Below are 25,175 nucleotides of genomic sequence, written 5' to 3'. Positions count from 1 at the left end.
ACGCCCAGGCCGAGCATCATGAAGTTGTAGACCCGCAGCATGTGCTTGCGCAGGCCCTCGTCGAACGCCGCGCCGTAGGCCGGCGCGGCGGTGCCGAATTGGTTGCCGTAGAAGGGTCCGCTCATTGTCTCACCATGTCCTTCGGATGCTTGTCGTTCGGATGCTTATTGTTCGGCGCGCTTGGCTTAGAACCACGCCATGCGGGCGTCGCGGGCGTGGGCCAGGATTTCCTTTTCCGGCTGCTCGCCGCACAGCGCGTAGACCGTCGTCCCGACCTGCCAGTAGGCGACCGAGACGTTGCCGATCCGCTCCGCCTGGGGTTCGGTGACGGCGAAGCGGTCGACCTCGCTGGCGAACAGCGTGATCAGCTCCGACCCGCCGTGGCGGTAGGCCGCCTGCACCGCGACTCCGCCGTCCCAGGCCACCGTGCGCAGCCCGTCCGGCGCCTGTCCGATGTCGAGCTGCGGGATCGGCACCGCGACCTCCGGATTGGCGGAGGCGAGCCGGTTCACCAGCGAATGAGCGGCGTCGGCGAAGGGTTTGAAGTCGATCCCGCTGTGCAGCGCCTGCTGGTGGGTCTGGGCCGCGATGGTGATGTAGTGGGTGGCCGCGTGGGCCGTGGCGACGGGGTTGACCGAGAGCGACGAGACCGCGCTGTGCGCCGTCCAGCCGAGCCCGACGAGGCACAGCGCCGCCACGGCGCGCCGTCCGCGGCCCGACCCCTTGGCGGCGCGCGCCCGCGCCCGGTTCATCAGTTCCGCCGCCGGGCGGCGCCACAGGGCGCCCCACTGCTTGCGCCGCGGCAGCGGCGCGCTGGCGCTGACCGCCGGCTGCATCGGCGCCGTGACCGGTTCGGACGCGGCCATCTCCGGCTCCGCCTTCTCCACGGCCGGGCCAGCCATGAACAGCCGGATCTCGTCGCGCACCCGCATGTCGTGCATGACGCGGGCGGCCTCCTCCGGATTGGCCTCCAGGTAGGCTTCCACCTCGATGCGGCGCTGCGCGTCGAGTTCGCCGTCCACATAGGCGTTCAGGTCGATGTCGCTGATCGGTTCGTTCATCGTCATTTCACCACGCGCAACGGGGGGCGCTGGACCGGGTCTGATGGGGTGCGGTCGGATTGGTCTGACGCCGGCTGGCGCCCGCCGCCCGTCTTGGCCCGCAGCGCGTCGCGCGCACGGCCCAGGCGGGACATCAGGGTGCCCACGGGGATGCCCAGGCATTCGGCGGCGTCCCGGTAGGACATGCCGTCGAGAGCCACAAGCACCAAGGCCTCCCGCTGTTCGACCGGCAGGGTCATCAGGGCCGCGATGGTCTGGCCCAGATGGACGTGGCTCAACTGCGCGGGCGGGGAGCCTTCCTCCGCCATCGAGATGAGTTCCCCGGTCGCCTGGCGTTCGGCCTGCTGGCGCCGCCAGCGGTCCACGAAGGTGTTGTGGACGATGGCGAGCAGCCACTTGCGCAGGTCGCGTCCGTCCGTGAAGGACGACGCCCCTTCGATGGCCTTGACGAGCGCCTCCTGGACAAGGTCCTCCGCCTGATCGGGGTCGCGCATCAGGACCAGGGCATAGCGCCTCAGAACGTCCAAATGCTGTCCCAACTCGTCCTTCATCACCGTCCCGGATTGCTTTTTCACACTCGGCATACGGATCATGCCTCAGCTTAATCCGCGCCGGAGGAAAAAATCGCCACGGGATTGGCTTGCGCGCAGACGCGGGGCGGAGTAGGTCAGAAGCGCCTAGAGCCCCGGAAGATGCTGGGGTTCCGCCATGAACAAGGGGAGTAGGGAATGACGAAGGCCGATCTCATCGACGCGATCGCCGGCAAGCTGGGCGGCACCAAGGCCGACGCCGGCAAGGCGCTGGATGCGGTTCTGGAAAGCCTGCAGGACGCGCTGGTCAAGGGGGAGACGGTCAAGCTGCCGGGCTTCGGCCAGTTCGAGATCGCCGAGCGCGGCGAGCGCACGGGCCGCAACCCGCAGACCGGTGCGGAGATCAAGATCGCCGCCTCCAAGGCGCCGAAGTTCTCCGCCGGCAAGGCTCTCAAGGACGCCGTCAACGGCAAGGCCGAATAAGCCTTCCGCAAGGATAGTCCTTGTATTGGATGGAGGGGCGGCGGCAACGCCGCCCCTTTCGTCTTTCCAAATTTCTTGGTGACGTCATGAGCAGCAACAGCGTTTACCGCTGGATCAAGGTCGAAGGACGGTGGGAGCCGGCGCAGCAACTGGCCGATGGCTCCTACATGCCGATCGGAGACATCGTTCCGTTGTCCGCCCGCAGCGTGAAGGTCGGCCCGGTGATCGAGCCGCCGCCCCGCAACGCCGCCCCCAAGGACGACGAGTAAACCCCGACTCTACTCGGAGGGCCGGGTGGGGGCGAGCATGGCGCGGACGGCGCCGATCGCCGCCTGGAAGCTGAAGGGTTTGTGCAGGACTCGCAGCCGGTCCGATTCCGGATGCCAGAGAGCGCCGCTGTCGGCGGTCATGACGATCACCGGTAGGGTGGGCCGCCGCGCCCGAGTCCGGCGAATCAGCTCGTTGCCGTCCATCACCGGCATCCGCAGGTCAGTCATCAGCAGAGACGCCGGGCCGTGCTCCAGCGCGGCGATGGCTTCCAACCCGTTGTGGGTCAGCGTGACGCGCAGCCCCTGGCCTTCCAGCGTGTCGGCAAGGGCCAGGGCTTCGAGGCGTTCATCCTCGGCGACGAGGATGTGCGGAACGGACTCCATGGTTCGGCCTGACAATGCAACGCAAAGGGAGTAAGGGGTACGTTGCGGCCGGCCGAATGGATTTCCCAAGTTTGCAGAGGGTGATCGGAACGCTCGGGATCAGGCGCAGTGGTTCAAGCGCAGTGGTTCAAGCGCAGTCGGCGAGGTCGGCCAGGGCGTCGGCGTCCAGCAGCTCGACCCGGCCGCCGTCCAGGATGCGGATCAGGCGCGAGGTCTTCAGCTTGGTGAAGCCGCGGGACACGGTCTCCGTGGTCAGGCCCAGATGGTCGGCGATGTCGCAGCGGCTCATCGGCAGGGCGATGGCCCGGCCCGCACCGGCCCGGCGGCTCAGCGCCAGCAGGAAGCTGGCCAGCTTCTCCAGCGCCGATTTGCGACCCAGCAGCAGCATCTGGTCCTGCGCCGCCACCAGCTCGGAGGTGGTGACCGACAGCAGCCGGCGGGCCAGGGCGGGCTGGGAGTCCAGCAGGGCGTCGAGCTGGCAGCGCGGGATGCGCTGGACGGTGGAGGCGGTGATCGCCTCGGCGGAGTAGAGGTAGCGGTCGGCGAAGGCCAGACCGACCATGTCGCCGGCCTGGAGGAAGCCGATGATCTGACGGCGCCCGTCCGGCAGCAGCTTGTAGAGGCGGATCATGCCATCCACCACTCGGAAGACGGCGTCGGCGGCCTCGCCCTCGGCGAAGATGGACTGCTCGCGATCGAACACCCGGAACTGGGCGATGGCGGCCAGCGGGTCGGTGTCGTTGGCGGCGAAGCCGGCGGCGGGACGGGACGGGGCGACACGCGGCATCGCCATCGCGGCGGCCTGATGGCCGGGCAGAACGCGCGTCGGCTGGGCGGCGATGGCGGTGTGAGCGTGCATGTCAGGCCCCTCGGCGTTCGTGGAAGCGGCCCGCCCCCGTGGGGCAACCGCTCGATGAGCCGAAGTTATGCGCTGCGAGGTACCCTGTGCAGTTCGGTCTTGTACCTAAGGGGCTTTGCGTACGTAAGACTACCTAGGGGGCATTGCGGACCCTGGGCAGACGCGTGGGGGCAGACGCGTGGGGGCGGAGGGGAGCAAGGACGCTCACCCTCCGTGCACCAGCCGTTCGAACAGATCCTCCGATCCCATCTGCCCGCCCTTGAGCATCAGCTCGACGCCGTCGGTGGGCGGGTGCGCGCTGTGGGTCAGGCTGACCGTCACGCCGGCGCTGAGCGCCGTCCGGTAGGACAGGCCCCACAGGCCCAGCGCCTTCACCGCCTTGCTGGAGGTGTCGCCCCCGGCGATGCCCATGCGGCGCAGCGGCACCGCGCGGGCGACCAAGGCGACGAAGTCCGCGGTGGCGTCGGCAATGGCGGCGGACTGGGCGGTGTCGGGCGCCTCGCCTTCCGCCGGGGCGGTCCACACCAGCACGTTCCGGCCTTGGCCCAGGAGGCCCGCGATTTCGCTTCGCAGCCGCTCGCGATAGGCGGGATCGTGGCATAGGGCGCCCGCGTCCGCCGGCATCCGGTGGAAGGAGGCGGCCGCGGCGATCTGCTTGCGCGTAACCGGCGACAGGCTGCCGGCCAGCACGAAGACCGGCCCCTCCGCCGGGGCCAGGGGGGCGTCGCCGACGCTGTCGTCGCGCTCCCATTGGGTGGCCAGCGCCTGGACCACGCCGCTCGGCCCGACCGCCAGAAGGGGCGAACGCCGCGCCCGCTCCCAGATCAGCCGTCCGACGGGCGCCAGATCTGCCGGCTGCGTGATGTCCAGCAGGACGGCTGACGCGCCGCCCGCCACCATCCGATCCAGCTTTTCCTCCAGCGCCCCGGCGTTCAGCCCATAATCCGGGTAGTGCAGGGCACCCATCCCCTCCAGCCCCTGCGCGCCGAGGTGGAGGCGCAGGTCGGCCTCGGTCATCGGCGTCACCGGATGGGCCTTCATCGTCGGGTGGCGGTCGATGCGGTGGACCGTCCCGCCGGTGCCCGCCGCGGCGAACAGCGTGCTGAACAGGCAATAGCGCCCGATGTTCGGCTGGCCGCCAACCACCGGCAGGAATCGGTTGGGGAAGAAGGGCCGCAGGGCCGCCGCCGCCGCCCCGATGCTGCCGACCTGCGGCGCGCTGTCGAAGGTCGAGCAGCACTTGTAATGCATCACCGGGACGCCGAGCCCGGCGAAGAAGCGTCCCACCGGCTCCAGCTCCGCCCGCAGGGCCGCCGGGTCCATGGTGCGCGACGCCCCGGCGATCCCCAGCGCGTCCAGCGGGCCGAGCCCGGCCAGCCGCTCCGCGTCGGGGATCTCCAGCAGCAGCAGCGCCCGCTGACCGGCCTTCGCCAGCGTGGCCAGCGTGTCGGTGGCCCCGGTGAAGTCGTCCCCGTACCAGCCCAGCCGGGGGCCGAGCCGGGGCGGCGGGTGCGCCACGGTCATTTGGGCGCTCCGAAGAACTCCAGGGCGCGCTTCAGCTCCGGCCGGGTCGCGGCGGCTTCGGACAGGGTGACGCCCTCGCGCACCGCGGCCCAGGCTTGACGAATGCTCGTCACGCCGGCGGCGGGGCCGTCCGGGTGGGCCATGATGCCGCCGCCGGACATGAACAGCAGGTCGTCCGTCTCCACCGCGTCCCAAGTGACGGGCACGGTCCCCGCCCACTGGCCGGAGGAGAAGGCCGGCATCACCACGTCGTCGCAGCCCTCGGCCAGCGGGGCGAGGCAGGACTTGGCGCCGTCGATGACCTCCGCGTCGGGCTGGGCGAACTTGCCCTGGAGGCCGTGGACGTGCATGTGGTCCACCCCGGCGAGACGCCACAGCGTCTGGTAGGCGTCGAATCCGATGCCCAGGCTGGGGTGGCGCGACAGGGCGCCGAAGCCGTTGCGATGCCCGTGCAGCACCAGCCCGCTGTGGCGGCGCAGCGTCTGCACGGCGGAGAAGCCGCACCAGTTCAGGCTGACCATCACGCAGCTTCCGCCCTCGCGCTCCACCAGATCGGCGTGGCGGCGCATGGCGTCCGTCTCGTCGCTGATGTTGAAGGCGACCATGACGTGCTTGCCGGTGCGGTCCTGGTGGCGGCGCACCCGGTCCATCACCGCCGGCACGCGCTGGGCGAGCGGAGCATGCACCGGATCGGCGCAGATCTCGTCGTCCTTGATGAAGTCCAGCCCGGCGGCGAGGAGCGTGCCGACCAACTCGCCGGTCTCCTCCGCCGACAGGCCGAGGTTCGGCTTGATGATGGAGCCGACCAACGCCCCGCGCTCCACCCCGGTCAGCCGCCGCGTGCCGGCCACGCCGTGCCGCGGCGCGTCGAAGCGATTGCGGTACGCGGCGGGCAGGCGGACGGAGTCGAGCCGCAGGCCGGTCACCTCGCCCAGGTCGAACAGGTTGCCGGCCACCGTGGCGGCCAGAGTCGGCAGGTTGGCGCCGACGTTGCCGGTGGGGAAGCTGATGGCGACGCGGGCGCGCCGCCACGGTCCGGGCCGCTTCTGCCGCTCCAGCCACGTGTTCGGCAGGCTGGGGGTTGCGGCGGGCTCCAGCTCCTCCACCCGCTCCACCACGGCGCGGGCGCGGGCGCGCAGGTCGTCCGTCTCGCCGTGGACGCGGGTGAAGGTGCCGCAGGACTGCTCCCCCGCCATGACCTCCGCCACCTTGGCGGGGTCCAGCGGGGTCTCGATCAGGTAGGTCGCCTCGAAGCGGTCGGAGCGCATGGCGAGACTCACAGCCGGCTGAGGTCGGGGAAGGGCCGGACCGGATCGCGGCCGTCCCAGTCGAGGGAGGCGTTGCGGATCAGGTCGAACATCTTGCCCTTCGGCCCGGCGACCTCCGACAACTCGATCACCGTGCCGGGGTGGTACTCGGTGTCGAAATAGACGAAGCGGCCCTTCTCGCCGACCTCGCCGCTCATCACCGGCTTGAATCCCTGGCCGGTCAGCCGCTCCAGGTCGGCGTCGTAGTTCTCGGTCCAGTAAGCGACGTGCTGGAGGCCGGTGCGCCCGGCCTTCAGGAAGTCGCGGTACATCGACGGCGCGTCGTTGCGGGTCTGGATCAGCTCCATCTGGAGCGGGCCGGAGTTGGCGAGCGCCACCGAGTTGTGAACCTCGTGCCGCTCCCCGCGGTAGGTGTAGTTCTTGATCGGAACCCGCTCGTTGTAGAACCACGGGCCGATGCCCAGGGTGCGGCTCCAGTAGTCCATGGCGGCCTCGATGTCGTCGACGACGTAGCCAGCCTGCCGGATCTGGCCGAAGAATCGGCTCATGAAGGAACTCCTGATTTTATCGTTATGGGGGACCGGCGGGGCTTCAATAGGGAAGGAAGCCGGTGGAAATCCACGGAATGGCGGCGACCACGATCAGGCCCACGAGAAGGGCGGCGACGTAGCCCCAGATGTGTTTCAGGCCTTCGTCCGGGCTGACCTTGCTGATGGCGCAGGCGCCGTAGTAGCCGACGCCGAAGGGCGGGGCGAACAGGCCGATGCCCATGGCGAAGATCACGACCATCGCGTAATGCACCTCGTGCACCCCGGCGTCGCGGGCGATGGGGAACAGCAGCGGGCCGAACAGGACGATGGCGGGGATGCCCTCCAGAACGCTGCCCAGGATGATGAAGGCGACGATGGAGATGGCGAGGAAGCCGTAGCCGCCGCCGGGGATGTCGGCCATCCACAGGGCCAGCGCGCGGGAGAAGCCGGACTGCGTCAGGCCCCAGGCCATGGCGGTGGCGCAGCCGACGATGAAGATGATCGCCCCGGTCAGCGACGCCGTCTCGATCAGCATCGGCTTCAGCCGCGCCCAGTCGAACTGGCGGTAGACCAGCAGGCCCATGAGGGTGGAGTAGGCGATGCCGATGGTCGACACCTCGGTCGCCGTCGCGACACCTTCCACCACCGCGGCGCGGATGACGAAGGGCAGCAGGATAGCCGGCAGGGCGGCCACGGCCAGACGGGCGATCTCGGACGCCGGTGGGCGGCGGATGTGGCTCAGATCCTCATGGCGGTAGCGCCACCAGACGACGGCGCAGAGCGCGGCACCCAGCACCACCGCCGGCAGCAGGCCGCCCGCGAACAGCGCCGCGATCGACACGCCGGTGACCGAGCCGATGGTGATGAGGACGATGGAGGGTGGGATGGTCTCGGTCTGCGCGCCGGTCGCCGACAGAAGGGCGACGAGGTCGCCCGGAGGGGCGCCGCGCTTCTTCATCTCCGGGAACAGCACCGGCGCGATGGCCGCCATGTCGGCGATCTTCGACCCGGAGATGCCCGACACCAGATACATCGCCCCGATCAGCACGTAGGAGAGGCCGCCGCGCACATGGCCGAGCAGGCTGGCGAGGAACTGGATCATGGCGCGAGCCATGCCGGTCATCTCGATCAGCAGGCCGAGGAAGACGAACAGCGGCACCGCCAGCAGGATCAGGTGCGACATGCCCTCGTCCAGCCGTCCGACCATGACGAGCAGCGGCGTCGAGGTGGTCAGCGCCAGATAGCCGAAGGTGGCCAGCGCGAAGGAGAAGGCGATGGGAACGCCGCCGAACACGCAGGCGGCGACCACGCCGACGAAGAAGATGACGAGGTTGGCCTGCCCCAGCGGCTTGAGCACCGGACCGGCCAGCCAGAAGGCCACGGTCACCGCCGCGGTCAGGGCGATCGCCGCCAGGGTGATCCGGAGGTTGCGCATCCGCATCAGCCGGATCAGCGCCACCACGGCCATCAGCCCCAGCCCGGTCGGCAGGGCCGCCGCGCGCCAGGCGTTGCTGATCTCCAGCGCCGGGGTGACGATGAACTGCTCCTCCATGGCGTAGTCCAGGGCGGGGTGCAGGATCATCGCCAGGAAGGCGATGGGTGCGGCGATCGCCAGCGTCTCGAGCAGGGCGCGCGCCGTCGGGCCGACGCGGCTGACCAGACCGGTCATCCGCATGTGCTCGCCGCGGCGCAGCGCCACCACGGCGCCCAGCATGGACAGCCACAGGAAGAGGATGGAGGCCAGCTCGTCCGACCACACCAGCGGCGCGTGGAAGACGTAGCGCGCCGTCACCCCGGCCAGCAGGATGACGATCTCGGCCAGAACGATGAGGGCGGCGGCACCCTCCACCGTCGCGGCGAGGCCGCGGTCCAGCCGATCGGTCCAGGAACCGCCGGACGCGGCCCCTGGCATGGCGCCGCCCTCGTCGAGCGCCGTCGCGTGGTGAGACAAAGCCGCACCCTCCCTTCCCGTGTTGTCCACAGCCGTTCTTCAGGCTGGCGTCAGGCGAGCTTGCCGACGGCGCCTTCGAGCAGCGCCCAGGCCTCGTCGCCGAAGCGGCCCTTCCATTCGCCGTAGAAGCCGCTGTCGCGGAGCTTGGCGCGGAAGCTGTCGGGGGAGGGCTGGTTGAAGGCCAAGCCCTTGGACTGGAGGTCGGCCTGCACCGACTGGTTCAGCGCCTTGATGTCCTCGCGCTGCTGGACGCCGGCGTCGTTGATCGCGGTGGAGACGATCTTCTGCAGGTCGGGCGGCAGGCCGCGCCACGCGCGCCCGTTGGCGATGAACCAGAAGCCGTCCCAGATGTGGTTGGACAGGGCGCAGTACTTCTGCACCTCGTACAGCTTGGCGACCTGGATGATCGGCAGCGGGTTCTCCTGCGCGTCGACGATGCGCGTCTGCAGCGAGGAGTAGACCTCCGAGAACTGGAGGCTGGCCGGGGCGGCGGACAGCGACTTGAACATGGCGATGCTGAGCGGGCTGACCGGCACGCGGATCTTCAGCCCGTCCATGTCGGCGGCGGTCTGGATCGGCTTGGCCCCGCTGGTCATCTGGCGGAAGCCGTTGTCCCACATCTTCTCGAAGGCATGCAGGCCGACCTTGGCAATGGCGCCGCGCACATGCTCGCCCAGCTTGCCGTCCATGGCGGACCAGACCTGCCCGTAGTCGGCGAAGGCGAAGCCCACGGCGTTGATGGCGGCCACCGGGACCAGCGTGGCGATGACCAGCGCCGAGGGCGTGAAGAAGGTGATGCCGCCGCTGCGCACCTGCGACAGCATGTCGGTGTCGCCGCCGAGCTGGTTGTTCGGGAAGATCTGGATGTCGACGCGGCCGTTCGTTTCGCGGCGGATGCGCTCCGCCGCCTCGTGCGAGCGGACGTTCAGCGGATGGGTCAGCGGCAGGTTGTTGCCGTACTTGAAGTCGAACTCGGCGGCGCGGGCGATGCGCGGCGCGCCGATCAGTGTGGCGGTGCCGGCCCCCGCGGCCAACCCAACCGCCGGAGTGGCGGCCAACGCCTTGAGCATAGTGCGGCGCGAGAGCGGGTTCATGCTTTCCTCCCAGGAAACGTTGATGTAGTTTGATGTTCGACGGTGATTGTTGGTTGGACGGTATGTGCGCGAATGGCTGGTGTCAAACGCGAATGATGATGTGATTTGATGGGATCGGAGGGTTTTGAGCCGTGATGCAGGATGATGCGGACGCCGTCGCCGCGCCCTTCGAGACGAGGCCCGAAAGCACCCGCGGACTGCCGCGGATCGCCGACATCGCGCGGCTGTCCGGCGTCTCCACGGCCACCGTGGACCGTGTGCTGAACCATCGCCCCGGCGTGCGCCCCGCGACCGTGCAGCGCGTGATGAAGGCCGCGGCGGAACTGGATTACATCCCGGAATCGGACCTCGGCGCGGCGCTGGGACCGAAGCCGGTGCGGCTGGCCTTCCTGCTGCCGGACGGGACGAACCGTTATCTGACGCGGCTTGGCCAGCTCATCCGCCAGTCGGAGGCGGCGCTGGCCCCGCTGGGCATCCGCGCGCAGGTGGAGTTCATCAAGAGCTTCAACCCCGACCTGCTGGCGCGCAGCCTGCTCCAGCACTGGCGCAAGGTCGACGGGGTCGCCTTCATGGCGCTGGAGCATCCGGCGGTGCGCGAGGCGGTGAACGAGCTGGCGGCGCGCAACGTGCCGACCGTGACGCTGATTTCCGACGTGCAGAACTGCCGGCGGGCCGCCTATGTCGGGCTCGACAACCGGGCGGCGGGGCGGACGGCGGGCTATCTGTTCGCGCGCTTCCTCGGTGGGCGGGCGGGGAAGGTCGCGATGATCGCCGGCAGCCTCAGCTACCGCGCGCACGAGGACCGCGAACTGGGATTCCTGAACGTTCTGAAGGAGATGGCCCCGGCCATCGAGGTGGTCGGCCTGCGCGAGGCCCACGACGACGAGGCCAAGAGCTACCGGCAGACGCGGACGCTGCTCAGCCACCACCCCGACCTCGCCGGGATCTACACCATCGGCGGCGGGGCGGAGGGCGTGGCCCGCGCGCTGAAAGAGGCGCGGCGGGAGCGCGAGGTCGTCTTCATCGGCCACGGCTTCACGCCGGAGACGCGCGCGCTGCTGATCGACGGCACGATGGAGGCGGTGATCACTCAGGACCCGCGCAGCGCCCTGATGAGCTGCGCCGCCGTTTTCGCCAACCTGCGCGCGGGCCGGGAGGCGATGCACGGCGTGGAGCCGCCGCGCATCGAGGTCATCTTCAGGGAGAACCTGCCCCCCGCGGCTCCGCCGTGACCGGCGCCGGGGTGGGCACGGGCCGCTTGTCGCGCACCATGACGACCAGCAGGACGGCGCAGAGGATCAGCGCCAGCGCGGCGTAGGTGCGCAGCGGCGGCGTCTCGCCCAGCACGACGATGGCGCCGGTCACGCCGATCACCGGCACGATCAGCGAACTGACCGAGGCCTGCGCGACGCTCAGCCGCCGCACGATGGCGAACCACAGCAGATAGCCGCCGACCATCGCCACCAGGATATGGAACACCAGCGCCACCACCACCTGCGGCTCCAGGGTCAGCGGCGGGGCAGGGTCCAGCGCCAGCGCGAAGGGCAGCACCACGGGCAGGGAGATGGCGAACTGCCAGCCGGTGATGGCGTTCGGCCCCATGGTCCAGGCCGTCCGCTTGATCAGGACGTTGCCCAGCGCCCAGCTCACCGCACCGGTCAGCATGAAGGCGGGGCCGAGCGGCAGGGCGCCGAGCCGCAGCAGATCGGGGCCGAGCAGGATGGCCAGCCCGGCCAGCCCGCAACCCAGCCCCATCCACTGGCGCGGTCCCGGACGTTCGCCCAGAATCGGAATCGCCAGCAGCATCGCCCAGGCCGGCATGGTGTAGGCGATGATGGCGGCGCCCGAGGTCGCCATGTTCATCTGCCCGAAGGCGGAGCAGATGTTGAAGCCCGCCATGTTCAGCAGGGCCACGGCGAAGAGCGGCCAGCGCTGCCCGCGCGGCACGGCCAGCGATTCCCCGCGGGACCGTGCGTAGGCGAACAGCACCGCCGCCCCGACGGCGAAGCCCAGGCTGCGCAGCGTCCAGGGCTGGATCTGGGTGAGGATGATCTTGACGGCGGGCCAGTTCAGGCCCCAGCAGACGCTGATGAGGCCTACCAGCGACAGATCCAGCGCCCGAGCGCGGCTTATCATGGCATGGGATTCCGGGTGTGGGGTGGATGCACTTCATTTCCCCTTTCCCCTCCGGGGAGAGGGAGGGGGCCCGCCGCGGCAGCGGTGGGAAGGGTGAGGGGGCCGGTGCGCCAACGGCGTGCCGCCAAGGGGCATGCTGCCTCTTGGCAATCCCCTGGCGTGGGCTCGTGGCCCACGCTGCCCCCTCACCCTAACCCTCTCCCCAGAGGGGAGAGGGGATTTCATATGTCCTAGAACGTCACCGCGTCGCCACCCTTCAACGACAGCATGGCGCGGGCCTCGTCCGGCGTGGCGACCTCCAGGGCCAGCCCCTCGATCAGCTTGCGGACCATGGCGACCTGCTCGGCGTTGGAGGTGGCGAGACGGCCCGGACCGGCCCATAGATTGTCCTCCAGCCCGACGCGCACGTTGCCGCCCAGGGCTAGCGACTGCGTGGCGATGGGCATCTGGTTGCGCCCGGCGCCCAGCACCGACCACACATACTGATCGCCGAACAGCCGGTCGGCGGTGCGCTTCATGTGCATCACGTCTTCCGGGTGCGGGCCGATGCCGCCCAGGATGCCGAACACCGACTGCACGAACAGCGGCGGCGTCACCAGCTTGCGGTCGAGGAAATGGGCCAGCGTGTAGAGGTGGGAGATGTCGTAGCACTCGAACTCGAAGCGCGTCCCGTTGCCGGAGCAGGTCTTCAGGATGTGCTCAATGTCCTTGAAGGTGTTCTTGAAGACGAGGTCGCGGCTGTTCTCCAGATAGGTGCGCTCCCAATCGTGCTGGAACTCGGTGAAGCGGTTCAGCATGGGGAACAGGCCGAAATTCATCGAGCCCATGTTGAGCGACGCGACTTCCGGCTGGAACTGCGCGGCGGGGCGCAGCCGCTCCTCCACCGTCATGGCGGCGCTGCCGCCGGTGGTGATGTTCACCACGGCCTTCGTCGCCTGCTTGATGCGCGGCAGGAAGCGCTGGAACAGATCCGGATCCTGGGTGGGACGGCCGGTCTCCGGGTCGCGGGCGTGGAGATGGACGATGGCCGCGCCGGCCTCCACCGCGGCAATGGCCTCCGCCGCGATCTGGTCCGGAGTCACCGGCAGGTGCGGCGACATGCTGGGCGTGTGGATGGAGCCGGTGACCGCGCAGGTGATGATGACTTTCCGCGCGCTCTTCTTGGGCGTTGTCATGCTGTCCTCCCGTTTTTTCTTCCTCTGCCCGATTCCCTCTCCCGTCCCGGGAGAGGGTGCCCGCGTCAGCGGGCGGGTGAGGGTCAATCCAAGTATCAGTGCCGTCTTCGTGCCGGACCCTCACCCTCCCCATGGCTGCGCCATGGGGCCCCTCCCTCTCCCGGGGCGGGAGAGGGCCTGTTCAGATCACCGCTTCGATCAGGAAAGGGCCTTTGCGGGCGAAGGCGGCCGTCAGCAGGCGGTTGAAGCTTTCCGCGTCCGTGGCCTGTCCGCCCTCCACCCCCATGCCGCGGGCGAGCGCCACCCAGTCGAGGTCCGGGCGGCCCAGCTCCGTGCAGTTGCGGGCGTTGGGCCCCATGTCCCGGAAGCCGAGGTTGCCCAGCTCCCATTGCAGGATGCCGTAGCGGCGGTTGGCGAAGATGATGGTCACCACGTCGGCCTGCTCGCGCGCCTGGCTCCACAGGGCCTGGAGCGTGTACATGCCGCTGCCGTCCGCCTGGACGGTCACCACCTTGCGGTCGGGGCAGGCGATGGCGGCACCCAGCGCCAGCGGCATGCCGATGCCGATGGCCCCGCCGGTGATGGTCAGCCAGTCGTGCGGGCGCGCCCCGGCGCAGGCCGTGTAGACCATCGGGCTGGAGGAGATTCCCTCGTCCACCACGATGGCGCCCTCCGGCAGCAGGGCCGCCAGGGACTGCCCGACGCTGTCGGCGGTGAGAGCGCCGGTCGCCGGTTCGGGCGGGGCGAGCGGCTGCGCCGGAACCGGCGTCGCGGCGGCGCCCACCGCCTCGACCAGCCAGCGCAGGGCGGCCAGGGCGTCGCTGCCCGGCGGGGCGACGGTGTGGATGCGGCAATCCTCCGGGGCCAGACGGCTGGGCTTGTCGGGGTAGCCGAAGAAGCCGACCGGCTCGCCTGAGCCGATCAGGACGACGTGCTTCGCCCCGGCCAGCGCGGCAATGCCGAGGTCGATGGGGTAGGGGAAACGCTCCACCGTCACGCGGCCCGCCCCGCGCTCGATGCGGGTGGCACCGGTGTGGGCGTAGAGTTTGGCGCCGGTCGCGGCGGCGATCCGCCCGGCCAGGGCCAGCCCCTCCGTCCGCGTGGCGCGGCCGTTGAGCAGGATGACCACCCGCTCGCCGCTCCGCAGGGCGGCGGCGGCGGTGCGCAGGGCCTCGGCGTCCGGGGCGGCGGGGGCGGGTGGCTCCACGATGATCGGGTCAGCCGCCGCCGTGTCGTCCCAGGAGGAGTCCGACGGCAGGATCAGCGTCGAGACGCCGCCCGGCGGGGTTAGGGCGGCGCGGATGGCCTCCGCCGTGTCCGCGGCGACCGAGGCCGCGTTCGGCACCGTGCGCACCCAGGCCGACATCGGCTTCGCCAACCCCTCCACGTCGGAGGTCAGCGGCGCGTCGACGCCGCGGTGCCACGTCGCGTGGTCGCCGACGATGTTGACCATCGGCACGCGGGCGCGCCGGGCATTGTGCAGGTTGGCCAGCCCGTTCGCCAATCCCGGCCCGAGATGCAGCAGCGTCGCCGCCGGACGGTCGGTCATGCGGGCGTAGCCGTCCGCCGCGCCCGTCGCCACCCCTTCGAACAGCGTCGGGACGCAGCGCGCGCCGGGCATGGAGTCGAAGGCGGCCAGCGCGTGCAGCTCCGACGTGCCGGGGTTGGCGAAGCAGGTGTCGACGCCGTTCGCCACCAGCGTCCGGACCAGAATTTCCGCGCCCGGGATTTTCGCACCAGTCATCGTGCCGCCTCCGTGAGCCCGCCCTCGAAACCGTCCAGGAAGCTGGCGAGATTCACCGCCAGCGCATCGCAATCGTAACCGCCCTCCTGCACAACCACGGTCGGCAGGCCGGCGCCGGCGATCTTGTGGCCCAGCGCGGCGAAGCCCGGCGTCGTCACCTTGAAGAAGGCCAGCGGGTCGCCGACGTAGGTGTCGAAGCCCAGCGACAGCACCAGCGCCTCCGGCCCGAAGGCGGCGATGTGGCTCAGCGCCCCGTCCACCGCGTCGAGGAAGGTGGACTCCTCGGTGCCCATGGGCAGGGGGATGTTCAGGTTGCTGCCGAGGCCGCGGCCCTTGCCGCGCTCGTGCGCGTAGCCGGCGAACCAGGGGTAGAAGTTGTTGGGATCGCCGTGGATCGACACGACCAGCACGTCGTCGCGCTCATAGAAGATCGCCTGCGTGCCGTTGCCGTGATGGACGTCCACGTCGAAGACGGCGACGCGCGGCGCGCGGCCCTGCTGGGCCAGCACCGGCAGCATCGCCTGGGCGGCGACGGCGGCGTTGTTGATGTAGCAGAAGCCCCCGGCCATGTCGCGGGACGCGTGGTGCCCCGGCGGGCGGCACAGGGCGTAGGCCGCGCGCTCCCGACCGCTCGCCACCATCAGCGCCGCGTGGACCGCCGTGTCGGCGCCGCCGCAGACGGCCTCCCAGGTTCCGGCGCCGATCGGGCAGGCGGTGTCCGCCATGTGCCAGCCCGCCTGACCGACGATGCCCGTGGGATATTCGGCCATGTCGGTGTTGCGGTGGACGTTGGGGACGATGACCTCCGACGCGTCGGGCAGGGCCGACCAGCGGGCGTGGGCGGTTTCCAGGAAGCGCAGGTAATCGGCGGAATGGACCGCCGCGCGCGGGCCGGCGCCGTAGGACGGCGGCTCCTCCACCGTCACGCCGCGCGCCCGCAGGGAGCCGACGAGCGCCTCCGCCCGTTCCGCCTTCTCCGGCGAGGGCTTCGGCTGGCCGCGCACCAGGAAGGTCGGCGGACGATGGCGCAACTGGGCCTCGGCAAAGACGTAGCGCATGGACAGGCTCCCGGAGTGAATTGATCCCCTCTCCCGCCTCGGGAGAGGGTGGTGCCGCGAGGCGCCGGGTGAGGGTCGTCCAAGGATCAAGGCGCTGATTCTCGGCGGTACCCTCACCCGCCCGCTGGCGCGGGCACCCTCTCCCGGGACGGGAGAGGGAGAGATGGATGTTACCCAGCCGCAGCCAGAACCGCGTCGGCCAGGACCGCGCAGCCGGACGCGGCGTGCTCGGGCTTGATGTTCTCCGCCTCGTTGTGGCTGAGGCCGTTCTCGCAGGGGATGAAGATCATCGCCGTCGGCACCTTGCGCGCGACGTAGACCGCGTCATGGCCCGCCCCGGACACGATGTCGCGATGGCTGAGGCCGCGCCGCTCCACCGAGCGGCGGACGTGGCCGACCAACTCCGGCGCGAAGGGCGTGGTCGGGAAGGCCCAGAAGTCGGTCAGCTCCAGCGTCAGGCCGCGCTTGTCCGCGATGGCGGCCAGCCGCTCGCGCAGCATCGCGTCCATACGGACCAGCGCGTCGGGGTCGGGGTTGCGCAGGTCGATGGTGAACCAGACGCGGCCGGGAATGACGTTGCGGGAGTCCGGGTGGACCTGGACGCGCCCGATGGTCGAGCAGGCGTCGCCGCCGACCTCCAGCGCGATGGCCTCCACCGCCTCCATCATCACCGCGGCGCCAGCCAGCGCGTCGCGGCGCAGGCGCATAGGCGTCGGCCCGGCGTGGGATTCGCGGCCGGTCACCGTCGCCTCGTACCAGCGCTGACCCTGCGCGCCGGTCACCACGCCGATCTCGACATCCTCGGCCTCCAGCACCGGACCCTGCTCGATGTGCGCCTCGAAATAGGCGCCCATGGCGTGGCCGGTGACCGGGACGTCGCCCTTGTAACCGATGCGCGCCAGCTCGTCGCCCAGGCGGACGCCGTCGGTGTCGCGGATGTCCAGCACATGGTCGAGCGTGAAGACGCCCATCGCCACGCCGGAGCCCAGCATCGGCGGGGAGAAGCGCGCGCCCTCCTCGTTGGTCCAGACGATCAGGTCGATGGGGGCGTCCGTCTCGATGCCCTGGTCGTTGAAGCTGCGGATGACCTCCAGCCCGGCCAGCACGCCGTAGATGCCGTCGAAGCGGCCGCCGGTCGGCTGGGTGTCCAAATGGCTGCCCATGCAGACCGCGGGGCGGTCCGCGTTGCGGCCCGGACGGCGGGCGAAGATGTTGCCCACCTCATCCACCGTCACGGTGCAGCCGGCCTCCTCGCACCAGCGCACGAAGAGGTCGCGCCCCTCCTTGTCGAGGTCGGTCAGCGCCAGCCGGCACAGGCCGCCCTTCGGCGTCGCGCCGATCTTTGCGAGGTCCATCAGGGTCCGCCACAGGCGGTCGCCGTCGATGCGCAGGTCAGACATGGTCCCTATCCCGATCCCAATTCCGAATTATTGTTGAGATTCAGTGCGGACCGCGGTCAGCAGTCCGGTCACCGCGGGCAGGCTCAGGCCCGCCCGTTCCGCCAGTTCCAGCGGCGCGTCCAGCACCGCCTCGATCTCCGCCCGCCGGCCCGCCGCCACGTCGGCGCGCAGCGCCGGGCGGATGCGGCCCGGGTGCTGGGCCATGGTCCACACGTCCTCGACCTTCGCCGCCGCCGGGTGGCCGAGCGCCGCCGACAGGCCCAGGAGTTCCTCCACCACCGCCGCGAAGGTCGGCTGCAGCGCGTCGTCGTGGGCGATCTCCTGCGCCGTTTTCCCGGTGGCGAGGCCGAGTAGGCCGAAGGCGAAGGGCGCCAGCAGCGCCGTCCACACCTCCGCCCGGATGTCCGGCACGGCCAGCGCGTTGAAGCCACCAGCCCCGAACAGAGCCGCCAGATCCCTGGCACCTTCGCCCCCCGCCACCGGGCCGAGAGCGAGCCGCAGCCCGCCGAGATGCCGCAGATAGCCGGGGGATCGCCGCTCCACCGCCACGCGGGCAACGGCGCCGACGATGCGGTCCGCCGGGATGGCGTCCGACAGCAGCCCCTTCGGATCGACCGCCGCCAGAGGGGCCGCTGCCAGAGGCCCACCAGTGCTTTCATCCGCCGGGTACCACCAGGGAATGCCGCCGACCACCGGCACCAGCCGCGTCTTCGGCCCCAGCAGGGGAAGAAGCAGGTCCAGCACATCGGTCAGCAGGGGGGAGGGCACCGCCAGCACGACCACGTCCTGCGGGCCGAGGGCCAGCGTGTCGTCGGTCACCTGAGGCCGCACCGTCACCGGACGGCCCGAGGGGCCTTCGACCGTCAGCCCGTCGCGCCGCAGCGTGTCGAGCGTCCGCCGCCGGGCGACCAGCGAGGCCGGCAGCCCGGCGGCGGTCAGCCGCGCGGCGATCAAGCCGCCGACCGCCCCGGCCCCGATGACGGCGACCTTCATGCCCGCCCCGTCAGGCGCTGTTGCGCAGGGCGGCCGACCGCCGCGTCACCGGAACCACGTCCTCCGGGATGGTCCAGCCCTTGCCGGGGATGGCGTCCAGGAGGGTGCGGGTGTAGGCGTGCTGCGGGTTGCCGAACACCTCCTTCGCCGGGCCGATCTCGACGATGCGGCCCTTCTGCATGACCGCGATGGTGTCGCAGATCTGGGCGGCGATTCGCAGGTCGTGGGTGATGAACAGCATCGACAGGTTCAGCCGGTGCCGCAGATCCTCCAGCAGGTCCAGAACCTGCGCCTGCACCGACACGTCGAGCGCCGACACCGGCTCGTCGGCGATCAGCAGCTTCGGCTCCAGCGCCAGGGCGCGGGCGATGGAGATGCGCTGGCGCTGCCCGCCGGAGAACTCGTGCGGGAAACGCTCCGCCGCCGAGGCGTCGAGCCCGACGAGCTTGAGCAGCGCCTTCGCCTTGTCGAGCGCCTTATGGCGGTCTTCGCCGAAGGCCACCGGCCCCTGGGTGATGATGTCGCCCACGGTGTGGCGCGGGTTCAGCGAGGCGTAGGGGTCCTGGAAGACCATCTGCACGTGCCGCCGGTAGGGCCGGAAGGCCGGGCGCGACAGCGACAGCAGATCGACGCCCTCGAACAGGATCTTGCCCGAATCCGGCTTGATCAGCCCGACGATGGAGCGGCCGAGCGTCGACTTGCCGGAGCCGGACTCGCCGACCAGCCCGACCGTCTCGCCCTGGTGGATGGTCAGCGACAGGTCGTCGCCCGCCACCACCTTGCGCCCCGGCGTGAAGAAGCCGCCGCCGAGGTGGAAGGTCTTGCACACCTTCTCCGCCGTCAGCACCGGCTGGCGCGCGCGGGTGAAGTCCTCGCGGTGCTCGATCAGGTGCGGGACGGCGGCGATGAGCTGGCGGGTGTAGGGATGCTGCGGCCGGTTCAGGACATCCTCGGCGGTGCCGATCTCGACGATCCGGCCGCGCTGCATCACCGCCACGCGGTGGGCGATCTCCGCCACCACGCCGAAGTCGTGGGTGATGAACATCACGCCCATGCGGCGCTTGGCCTGGATATCCTGGATCAGCTCCAGGATCTGCTTCTGGGTGGTGACGTCGAGCGCGGTCGTCGGCTCGTCGGCGATCAGGATGTCCGGCTCGACCGCCAGCGCCATGGCGATCATCACGCGCTGGCGTTGGCCGCCCGACAGTCGGAACGGGTAGCTGCGGCGCAGATGGTCCGGCTCCGGCAGGCCGACGGAGGCGAGAAGCTCCACCACGCGCGCCCGGCGGGCGGCGCGGTCGAGGGTGGTGTGGTAGCGCAGGACCTCGTCGATCTGGTCGCCGACCCGCATCAGCGGGTTCAGCGCCGTCATCGGCTCCTGGAAGATCATGGCGATGCGGCCGCCGCGAAGCGCGCGCTGGTCGCGCTCCGGCAGGCTGAACACGTCGGTGCCCTGGTGGCGGATTTCGCCGGAGGAGACTTTCACCGCCTTGGGCAGCAGGCCCATCACGGCGTGCGCGGTCATCGACTTGCCCGACCCGGACTCGCCGACCACGCAGAGGATTTCCCCGGGCTCCAGCGTGAAGGTCAGATCCTGGACCGCGTGCGGCCGGTCGGCGCCGCGCGGCAGGTCGATGGTCAGGTTGCGGACGTCGAGGAGAGGCGTCTCGGTCATCAGGAACGGCCCTTTCGCGCCAGCTTGGGATTCAGCGCGTCGTTCAGCCCTTCACCCACGAGATTGAGGGCAAGCACGGTCAGAAGGATCGCGATGCCGGGGAAGAAGCTCATCCACCAGGCCTGACGGATCACGGTGCGGGCGGCGCCAACCATGTAGCCCCAGCTCATCAGGTTCGGATCGCCGAGCCCGAGGAAGGAGAGGGAGCTTTCCAGCAGGATCGCCGTCGCCACCATCAGCGAGGCCGACACGATGATCGGGGACAGGCTGTTGGGCAGGATCTGGCGCCAGATGATCGTCATGTTCGACTGGCCGGTGGTCACCGCGGCGTGCACGAACTCGCGGCTCCGCAGGCTCATGAACTCGCCGCGCGCCAAGCGCGCCAGCGGCGGCCAGGAGACGATGGCGATGGCCAGAACGATGGAGGTCAGCGAGGGCGTGAAGATCGCCACCAGCACCACGGCCAGGACGAAGTTCGGGATGGTCTGGAACAGTTCGGTGAAGCGCATCACCAGATCGTCGACGCGCCCGCCGTAGAAGCCGGAGACGGCTCCCAGGAACACGCCGATCAGCACGGCGACGGCGGTCGAGGTCAGGCCGATCAGCAGCGACACCCGCGCCCCGTGGGCGATGCCCGCCGCGATGTCGCGGCCCAGCGTGTCGGAGCCGAGCAGCGCGTCCTCCGACAGCGGCGGCTGGAAGGGCATCGCGGTCATATCCCACGGGCTGGCCGGGTACAGCACATCGGCGAAGGCCGCCATCAGGATGACCAGGGTGAGGAAGGCCAGCCCGATCACCGCGCCCTTGTTGCGGGCGAAGGCGCTCCAGAAGCCGGACCCCTTGCGGGCGGGGGTGATGGCCGCGGCGGTCATGGCGCCACCTCGATGCGCGGATCGACGAGGGAATAGATCAGGTCGGTCAGCAGGTTGAACACCACCACCACCACCGAGGTCAGAAGGAAGATGCCGAGCAGGACCTGATAGTCGCGCTGCAACACGGCCTCGAAGGCGAGGCGCCCGATGCCGGGGAGCGCGAAGACGGTCTCGATCAGGATGGAACCGCCGATCAGGTGCCCCGCCTGGAACCCCGCCACCGTGATGACGGGCAGGATGGCGTTGCGCAGGATGTGCACCGACACGATGCGCCATTCCGGCAGGCCCTTGGCCCGCGCCGTCTTGACGAAGTCCATGTCGCGCACCTCCAGGATCGAGGCGCGGGTCAGCCGGGTGTAGACGGCCATGTAGAAGAGGCCGAGCGTGGTCACCGGCAGCACGAGGTGCTTCGCCCGGTCGAGGAAGGCGTCCCAGCCGGTGTAGCCGGCGCCGATGCTCTCCGTGCCGAAGGCGGGAAGCCAGCCGAGATTGACCGAGAAGAGAAGGATCAGCATTAGGCCGATCCAGAAGATCGGCGTCGCGTAGGCGGTCAGGCCGACCACGGTGATGGCGGTGTCCGACCAGGTGCCGGCGCGCATCGCCGCCAGCGTGCCGAGCGCCACGCCGCCCAGCAGGGCCAGCACGAAGGCGGTCAGCGTCAGCGACAGGGTGACGGGCAGGCGGTCCATCAGCAGGTCGAAGACCGGACGCTGCTGGCGGTAGGAGTAGCCGAGGTCGGCCTGCACCACCTTGGACATGTAGGTGCCGAGCTGCTCGTACAGGGGGCGGTCGAGGCCGAACTGCTGGCGGAGCTGTTCGACGAACTTGGCATCGGCGGCCCCGGCCTCGCCCGCCATCACCGCGGCGGGGTCGCCGGGCGCTGCGTGGACCAGGAAGAAGTTGAACACGGCGATCGCCAGAATGACGAAGACCGCCTTCACCAGCCTCTGTGAGATGAATAGGGCGATGCGGGGCATGTTGTCACTCCCGGGTGCGTGTTGCCCCCCTCCCTAACCCTCCCCCGCTTCGCAGGAGAGGGAAGGGGCCCGCGGCGCGAGCCGCGGGAAGGGTGGGGGCAACCGCTCCCTTTTCTTACTTCTTGACCATGTAGACGCTGTCGTAGCTCTCGTTCACGCCGATGGCGGTCGTGACGGCGTTCTTGAAGCGCTTGTCCACGAAGGTCGGGAACTCCATCTCCAGCAGCCAGGCCACCGGCACGTCCTCGACCAGGATCTTCTGGGCGGCGGAGTAGAGCTGCTGGCGCTCCTCGTCCTTGTTGGTCTGGGCGGCCTGGGCGAACAGCTTGTCCACCTCGGGGTTGGCATAGCCCATGGTGTTGGAGAACATCACGCCCTTGCGGATGTTTTCCGACACGTAGGTGCGCGACACGCCGAGCGCCGGGTCGCCGTACTGGTAGACGAAGTTGAAGGTCAGGTCGTAGTCCCAGTTGGACACGCGGTTGACCCAGCCGGCGGCGTCGGTGGTCTCCAGCGTCACGTCGACGCCGACGCGCTTCATCGCCTGCTTCACATATTCGCCGAGACGGGTCCAGGTCTCGCCGTAGGGCATGACGAGCAGGCGGACCTTGGCGCGCGTGCCGTCGGAACCCTTCTTGAAGCCGGCCTCCTCAAGCAGCGCCTCGGCCTTCTTCGGGTCGAAGTCGTACTTCCGGACGTTGCTCTCGTGGAAGCGGGTGACCGAGTTCACCGGGCCGGTCGCCGGACGGCCGAGGCCGAACCAGATCTTGTCGCGGATGAACTTGCGGTCGATGGCGTGCATCATCGCCTGCCGGAAGCGCTTGTCGTCCAGCGGCTTGTTGCGCGTGTTGATCTCGATCCAGGACAGCGGCGCGAAGAACTCGTAGCCCTTGGTCGTCATCTCGACGTTGGGCAGGCCCTTCAGGCGCGGGACGTCGAAGGTCTCGATGTCGTTGAACTGGGTCTGCTGGACGGTGCCCTGCTCCACGGCGACGGCGCGCGAGGCTGCGTCGGGGATCACGCGGAAATAGATGTCGTCCAGATAGGGCTTGCCGGTCTTCCAATACTCGTCGTTGCGGACGAGGTGGATGTAGGAGCCCTTGTTCCACTCCTTGAACTTGAAGGGGCCGGTGCCGATCGGGGTGGCGTTTGCCGGGTTGGCCTTGAAGTCGGTGCCTTCATAGATGTGCTTCGGCATCATCGGGGCCGACGACACCTCGAAGGCCTGAAGGAACGGGCCGAACGGCTCCTTCAGCGTGAACTGGACGGTGTAGTCGTCCAGCGCCTCGATCTTCTCGCACTTGGAGAAGGTGGCGCGGGCGCGCGGGTGGGTCTCCATCAGCAGCTTGGAGGTGGAGAAGACCACGTCGTGGGCGGTGAAGGGCTTGCCGTCGTGCCACTTGGCGTTCTTCACCAGCTTGAAGGTGTAAACCTTGCCGTCGGGCGAGACTTCCCAGCTTTCCGCCAGTTCCGGCTGCGGCTTCAGGTCGAAGCTGAAGGTCAGCAGGCCCTGGTAGATCTTGCCGGCGACCGTCTGCGTCGGACCCTGCTGGTTCAGGCCCAGCACCAGGATCGGCGGTTCCGGCTGGACGATGATGTTCATCGTGCCGCCGCGCTCCTGCGCCACGGCGACGCCGGGTACGGTCAGCGCCAGCGGCGCCGCCAGGGCGGCGGCCAGCGCCGCGGCGGTCAGGGTTTGGCGAAAATGACGCAAACGATTGCTCATGTCTGAAGCCCCCTTATTGTTGATTCTCGTTACGCGACCGTTATGGATCGATGGATTCGAGGCCGCACCAGTCGGCCATGAACAGGGCCAGCACGGCGGTCACCTTGGCCATGCTGTCGAGCGAGACGGACTCGTCGATGCCGTGGATGCGCTCCGCCTCCGGGCCGTAGCAGGTGGCCGGCGTGTCGCCGTACAGGACGAAGTTGCGGACGTCGGTGGTGCAGGTCTGGGCCAGCTTCGGCGCCGGGGTCCCGAAGATCGACCGGTGCGCGGCGTCCAGCGCCTCCAGCATCGGGTGATCGGGGTCCAGCGTGCAGCCCTCCGCCTGAAAGCCGCGGAAAATGATGCGGGCGTCGATGCCCTTGAGATCGGAGTCGCTGCGGCAGGCCTCGGCCACCGCGCGCTCGATCTCGGCGCTGACCTCGGCGGCGGCGCGGCCCGGCGGGAAGCCGAAGCGCAGTTCCATCCGGCAGCGGGTGGGGACGGAGGACGCCCATTCGCCGCCGTCGATGTGCCCGACGTTCAGGTTGTAGGGGTGGTGATGGTGCGCGTAGGCGGGATGCCGCCCATCCGGGTGGTTCCAGGCCGATTCCAGCGCCTTCAGATGCTTCAGCACGCGGAAGGCCGCCTCGATGGCGTTCAGCCCGGCGCCGGTGTCCAGAACATGGGCGGGGCGGCCCGTCACCTCCAGCTCGCAGCGGATCACACCGACCTGGGCGATCTGGAGCGTGTGGTTGAAGGGTTCCGGGATCACCGCGGCGTCGGCCTTGTAGCCGCGGGCGACGCAGGCGAGCGCGCCGTTGCCGGTGCATTCCTCCTCGACCACCGACTGGAGATAGACCGGCGCGGCGGGCTGGACGCCCAGGCTCCGCAGCGCCTTGAAGGCCATGACGTAGGCGGCGATGCCGGCCTTCATGTCGCCGGCCCCGCGCCCGTAGAGGCGCCCGTCGCGGACCACCGGCTCGAAGGGTGGGGCAGACCACAGCTCTTCCGGCCCGGTCGGCACCACATCGATGTGGCCGTTCAGAATCAGCGACTTGCCGGTCGCCCGTCGGGGCTTGTGGACGCCGACGACGTTCTCGCGGCCCTCATAGGAGATCAGCGAGGGAGACCAGCCGGGCTGGGCCTTCAGCGCCTCCTCGTCGATGGCGAAGCGGTCCACCTCCAGGCCCATGTCCCGGAAGATCCGTTCCATCAGATCCTGCGCCGGGCCTTCCTGCCCCAGCAGGCTGGGGCTTCGGACCAGATCGGACAGCAGGCGCACTCCATCCTCGCGCAGCTTCGCCACCGCGTCCAGGATCGCATCCCGGTCCACGGCTGCAATGCTCCGCCCACCCTCGTGGGATGCGGGCATGACGACTCCGTTCTTACCACTCCGCCGCGCAGTCGTCCGTGTGTGTCGGCAAATCTCCGGAAAGAAACTGTGGTGATTTCGACTTTTGGACTATGACCCTGGTTTTGCCCCG

Annotated in this window: 23 protein-coding genes; 3 read left to right on the top strand and 20 right to left on the bottom strand. The window is 69.7% G+C overall.

Annotated elements, in window-relative coordinates; all coding sequences use genetic code 11:
• Window positions 1–185: 185 nt before the first annotated feature.
• Window positions 186–1,061: an anti-sigma factor gene (locus H0B54_RS11385; RefSeq protein WP_188260385.1), complete on the bottom strand. Its 876-nt coding sequence runs from the start codon at window positions 1,059–1,061 to the stop codon at window positions 186–188.
• 2 nt (window positions 1,062–1,063) lie between these two features.
• The gene (locus H0B54_RS11380) at window positions 1,064–1,645 is read right to left on the bottom strand and encodes a sigma-70 family RNA polymerase sigma factor (protein WP_246472472.1); all 582 of its coding nucleotides are present in this window, start codon (window positions 1,643–1,645) and stop codon (window positions 1,064–1,066) included.
• 144 nt (window positions 1,646–1,789) lie between these two features.
• Between H0B54_RS11380 and H0B54_RS11375 the strand changes: the two genes are divergently transcribed.
• Window positions 1,790–2,074, top strand: a complete 285-nt coding sequence (locus H0B54_RS11375) for an HU family DNA-binding protein (protein ID WP_014241890.1) — start codon at window positions 1,790–1,792, stop codon at window positions 2,072–2,074.
• 86 nt (window positions 2,075–2,160) lie between these two features.
• Window positions 2,161–2,343: a hypothetical protein gene (locus tag H0B54_RS11370; protein ID WP_143271930.1), complete on the top strand. Its 183-nt coding sequence runs from the start codon at window positions 2,161–2,163 to the stop codon at window positions 2,341–2,343.
• A 9-nt stretch (window positions 2,344–2,352) separates the two neighbouring features.
• Here the strand turns inward: H0B54_RS11370 and H0B54_RS11365 are convergent, their stop codons facing one another.
• The 7 genes from H0B54_RS11365 to H0B54_RS11335 form a co-directional block, all read right to left on the bottom strand.
• Window positions 2,353–2,727, bottom strand: coding sequence for a response regulator (locus H0B54_RS11365; protein ID WP_188260384.1), 375 nt, complete (start codon window positions 2,725–2,727; stop codon window positions 2,353–2,355).
• A gap of 127 nt (window positions 2,728–2,854) precedes the next feature.
• A complete protein-coding gene (locus H0B54_RS11360; RefSeq protein WP_094304759.1) occupies window positions 2,855–3,586 on the bottom strand; it encodes a helix-turn-helix domain-containing protein in 732 nt (243 codons plus the stop codon).
• A gap of 204 nt (window positions 3,587–3,790) precedes the next feature.
• Entirely contained in the window at window positions 3,791–5,110 is a 1,320-nt protein-coding gene (locus tag H0B54_RS11355) for a four-carbon acid sugar kinase family protein (RefSeq protein WP_188260383.1), read from the bottom strand.
• Window positions 5,107–6,378 (bottom strand): ribulose-bisphosphate carboxylase large subunit family protein, encoded by a 1,272-nt coding sequence (locus H0B54_RS11350; protein WP_188260382.1) that lies wholly within the window; start codon window positions 6,376–6,378, stop codon window positions 5,107–5,109. The genes H0B54_RS11355 and H0B54_RS11350 overlap by 4 nt, the downstream gene beginning before the upstream one ends.
• Window positions 6,379–6,386: 8 nt before the next feature.
• Window positions 6,387–6,926, bottom strand: coding sequence for a VOC family protein (locus H0B54_RS11345; RefSeq protein ID WP_188260381.1), 540 nt, complete (start codon window positions 6,924–6,926; stop codon window positions 6,387–6,389).
• Window positions 6,927–6,969: 43 nt separating this feature from the next.
• Entirely contained in the window at window positions 6,970–8,859 is a 1,890-nt protein-coding gene (locus tag H0B54_RS11340) for a TRAP transporter large permease (RefSeq protein WP_246472471.1), read from the bottom strand.
• A 50-nt stretch (window positions 8,860–8,909) separates the two neighbouring features.
• Window positions 8,910–9,953 carry a TRAP transporter substrate-binding protein gene (locus H0B54_RS11335; RefSeq protein ID WP_188260380.1) on the bottom strand — a complete coding sequence of 348 codons (1,044 nt, stop codon included), beginning with the start codon at window positions 9,951–9,953 and terminating at the stop codon, window positions 8,910–8,912.
• 134 nt (window positions 9,954–10,087) lie between these two features.
• Between H0B54_RS11335 and H0B54_RS11330 the strand changes: the two genes are divergently transcribed.
• A complete protein-coding gene (locus H0B54_RS11330; RefSeq protein WP_211109327.1) occupies window positions 10,088–11,185 on the top strand; it encodes a LacI family DNA-binding transcriptional regulator in 1,098 nt (365 codons plus the stop codon).
• Here the strand turns inward: H0B54_RS11330 and H0B54_RS11325 are convergent.
• The 11 genes from H0B54_RS11325 to H0B54_RS11275 all read right to left on the bottom strand — a co-directional run bounded on the left by H0B54_RS11325 (window position 11,151) and on the right by H0B54_RS11275 (window position 25,063).
• Window positions 11,151–12,089 carry a DMT family transporter gene (locus H0B54_RS11325; RefSeq protein ID WP_188260379.1) on the bottom strand — a complete coding sequence of 313 codons (939 nt, stop codon included), beginning with the start codon at window positions 12,087–12,089 and terminating at the stop codon, window positions 11,151–11,153. The genes H0B54_RS11330 and H0B54_RS11325 overlap by 35 nt on opposite strands.
• Before the next feature lie 230 nt (window positions 12,090–12,319).
• Window positions 12,320–13,264, bottom strand: coding sequence for a 3,5-dioxohexanoate:acetyl-CoA acetone transferase (gene kce, locus H0B54_RS11320; RefSeq protein WP_188260378.1), 945 nt, complete (start codon window positions 13,262–13,264; stop codon window positions 12,320–12,322).
• Window positions 13,265–13,445: 181 nt separating this feature from the next.
• Entirely contained in the window at window positions 13,446–15,008 is a 1,563-nt protein-coding gene (locus tag H0B54_RS11315; RefSeq protein ID WP_211109314.1) for an acetolactate synthase large subunit, read from the bottom strand.
• Window positions 15,005–16,066 carry a histone deacetylase family protein gene (locus H0B54_RS11310; RefSeq protein WP_188260377.1) on the bottom strand — a complete coding sequence of 354 codons (1,062 nt, stop codon included), beginning with the start codon at window positions 16,064–16,066 and terminating at the stop codon, window positions 15,005–15,007. Before H0B54_RS11310 ends, H0B54_RS11315 begins: the two co-directional genes overlap by 4 nt.
• 170 nt (window positions 16,067–16,236) lie before the next feature.
• Window positions 16,237–17,466 carry a Zn-dependent hydrolase gene (locus H0B54_RS11305; protein WP_188260376.1) on the bottom strand — a complete coding sequence of 410 codons (1,230 nt, stop codon included), beginning with the start codon at window positions 17,464–17,466 and terminating at the stop codon, window positions 16,237–16,239.
• Between the two features lie 27 nt (window positions 17,467–17,493).
• Window positions 17,494–18,459: a ketopantoate reductase family protein gene (locus H0B54_RS11300; protein ID WP_188260375.1), complete on the bottom strand. Its 966-nt coding sequence runs from the start codon at window positions 18,457–18,459 to the stop codon at window positions 17,494–17,496.
• 10 nt (window positions 18,460–18,469) lie between these two features.
• Entirely contained in the window at window positions 18,470–20,134 is a 1,665-nt protein-coding gene (locus tag H0B54_RS11295; RefSeq protein WP_188260374.1) for an ABC transporter ATP-binding protein, read from the bottom strand.
• The gene (locus H0B54_RS11290) at window positions 20,134–21,006 is read right to left on the bottom strand and encodes an ABC transporter permease (protein ID WP_137142141.1); all 873 of its coding nucleotides are present in this window, start codon (window positions 21,004–21,006) and stop codon (window positions 20,134–20,136) included. Before H0B54_RS11290 ends, H0B54_RS11295 begins: the two co-directional genes overlap by 1 nt.
• Window positions 21,003–21,983 (bottom strand): ABC transporter permease, encoded by a 981-nt coding sequence (locus H0B54_RS11285; protein WP_014241864.1) that lies wholly within the window; start codon window positions 21,981–21,983, stop codon window positions 21,003–21,005. Before H0B54_RS11285 ends, H0B54_RS11290 begins: the two co-directional genes overlap by 4 nt.
• A gap of 115 nt (window positions 21,984–22,098) precedes the next feature.
• The gene (locus tag H0B54_RS11280) at window positions 22,099–23,709 is read right to left on the bottom strand and encodes an ABC transporter substrate-binding protein (RefSeq protein ID WP_188260373.1); all 1,611 of its coding nucleotides are present in this window, start codon (window positions 23,707–23,709) and stop codon (window positions 22,099–22,101) included.
• A 40-nt stretch (window positions 23,710–23,749) separates the two neighbouring features.
• Window positions 23,750–25,063: a M20 family metallopeptidase gene (locus H0B54_RS11275; protein ID WP_211109313.1), complete on the bottom strand. Its 1,314-nt coding sequence runs from the start codon at window positions 25,061–25,063 to the stop codon at window positions 23,750–23,752.
• Window positions 25,064–25,175 lie beyond the last annotated feature (112 nt).

The organism is Azospirillum tabaci, assembly GCF_014596085.1.
Classification (GTDB): Bacteria; Pseudomonadota; Alphaproteobacteria; order Azospirillales; family Azospirillaceae; genus Azospirillum; species Azospirillum tabaci.
This window is presented reverse-complemented; position numbering and strand designations above follow the sequence as displayed.

Coding starts and splice junctions, on each gene's coding strand:
- H0B54_RS11345 (WP_188260381.1), bottom strand. CDS start 6,926: ATGAGCCGATTCTTCGGCCAGATCCGGCAGGCTGGCTACGTCGTCGAC.
- H0B54_RS11355 (WP_188260383.1), bottom strand. CDS start 5,110: ATGACCGTGGCGCACCCGCCGCCCCGGCTCGGCCCCCGGCTGGGCTGG.
- H0B54_RS11275 (WP_211109313.1), bottom strand. CDS start 25,063: ATGCCCGCATCCCACGAGGGTGGGCGGAGCATTGCAGCCGTGGACCGG.
- H0B54_RS11300 (WP_188260375.1), bottom strand. CDS start 18,459: ATGAAGGTCGCCGTCATCGGGGCCGGGGCGGTCGGCGGCTTGATCGCC.
- H0B54_RS11385 (WP_188260385.1), bottom strand. CDS start 1,061: ATGAACGAACCGATCAGCGACATCGACCTGAACGCCTATGTGGACGGC.
- H0B54_RS11280 (WP_188260373.1), bottom strand. CDS start 23,709: ATGAGCAATCGTTTGCGTCATTTTCGCCAAACCCTGACCGCCGCGGCG.
- H0B54_RS11310 (WP_188260377.1), bottom strand. CDS start 16,066: ATGCGCTACGTCTTTGCCGAGGCCCAGTTGCGCCATCGTCCGCCGACC.
- H0B54_RS11335 (WP_188260380.1), bottom strand. CDS start 9,953: ATGAACCCGCTCTCGCGCCGCACTATGCTCAAGGCGTTGGCCGCCACT.
- kce (WP_188260378.1), bottom strand. CDS start 13,264: ATGACAACGCCCAAGAAGAGCGCGCGGAAAGTCATCATCACCTGCGCG.
- H0B54_RS11330 (WP_211109327.1), top strand. CDS start 10,088: ATGCAGGATGATGCGGACGCCGTCGCCGCGCCCTTCGAGACGAGGCCC.
- H0B54_RS11315 (WP_211109314.1), bottom strand. CDS start 15,008: ATGACTGGTGCGAAAATCCCGGGCGCGGAAATTCTGGTCCGGACGCTG.
- H0B54_RS11360 (WP_094304759.1), bottom strand. CDS start 3,586: ATGCACGCTCACACCGCCATCGCCGCCCAGCCGACGCGCGTTCTGCCC.
- H0B54_RS11290 (WP_137142141.1), bottom strand. CDS start 21,006: ATGACCGCCGCGGCCATCACCCCCGCCCGCAAGGGGTCCGGCTTCTGG.
- H0B54_RS11285 (WP_014241864.1), bottom strand. CDS start 21,983: ATGCCCCGCATCGCCCTATTCATCTCACAGAGGCTGGTGAAGGCGGTC.
- H0B54_RS11375 (WP_014241890.1), top strand. CDS start 1,790: ATGACGAAGGCCGATCTCATCGACGCGATCGCCGGCAAGCTGGGCGGC.
- H0B54_RS11365 (WP_188260384.1), bottom strand. CDS start 2,727: ATGGAGTCCGTTCCGCACATCCTCGTCGCCGAGGATGAACGCCTCGAA.
- H0B54_RS11370 (WP_143271930.1), top strand. CDS start 2,161: ATGAGCAGCAACAGCGTTTACCGCTGGATCAAGGTCGAAGGACGGTGG.
- H0B54_RS11305 (WP_188260376.1), bottom strand. CDS start 17,466: ATGTCTGACCTGCGCATCGACGGCGACCGCCTGTGGCGGACCCTGATG.
- H0B54_RS11380 (WP_246472472.1), bottom strand. CDS start 1,645: ATGCCGAGTGTGAAAAAGCAATCCGGGACGGTGATGAAGGACGAGTTG.
- H0B54_RS11325 (WP_188260379.1), bottom strand. CDS start 12,089: ATGATAAGCCGCGCTCGGGCGCTGGATCTGTCGCTGGTAGGCCTCATC.
- H0B54_RS11295 (WP_188260374.1), bottom strand. CDS start 20,134: ATGACCGAGACGCCTCTCCTCGACGTCCGCAACCTGACCATCGACCTG.
- H0B54_RS11350 (WP_188260382.1), bottom strand. CDS start 6,378: ATGCGCTCCGACCGCTTCGAGGCGACCTACCTGATCGAGACCCCGCTG.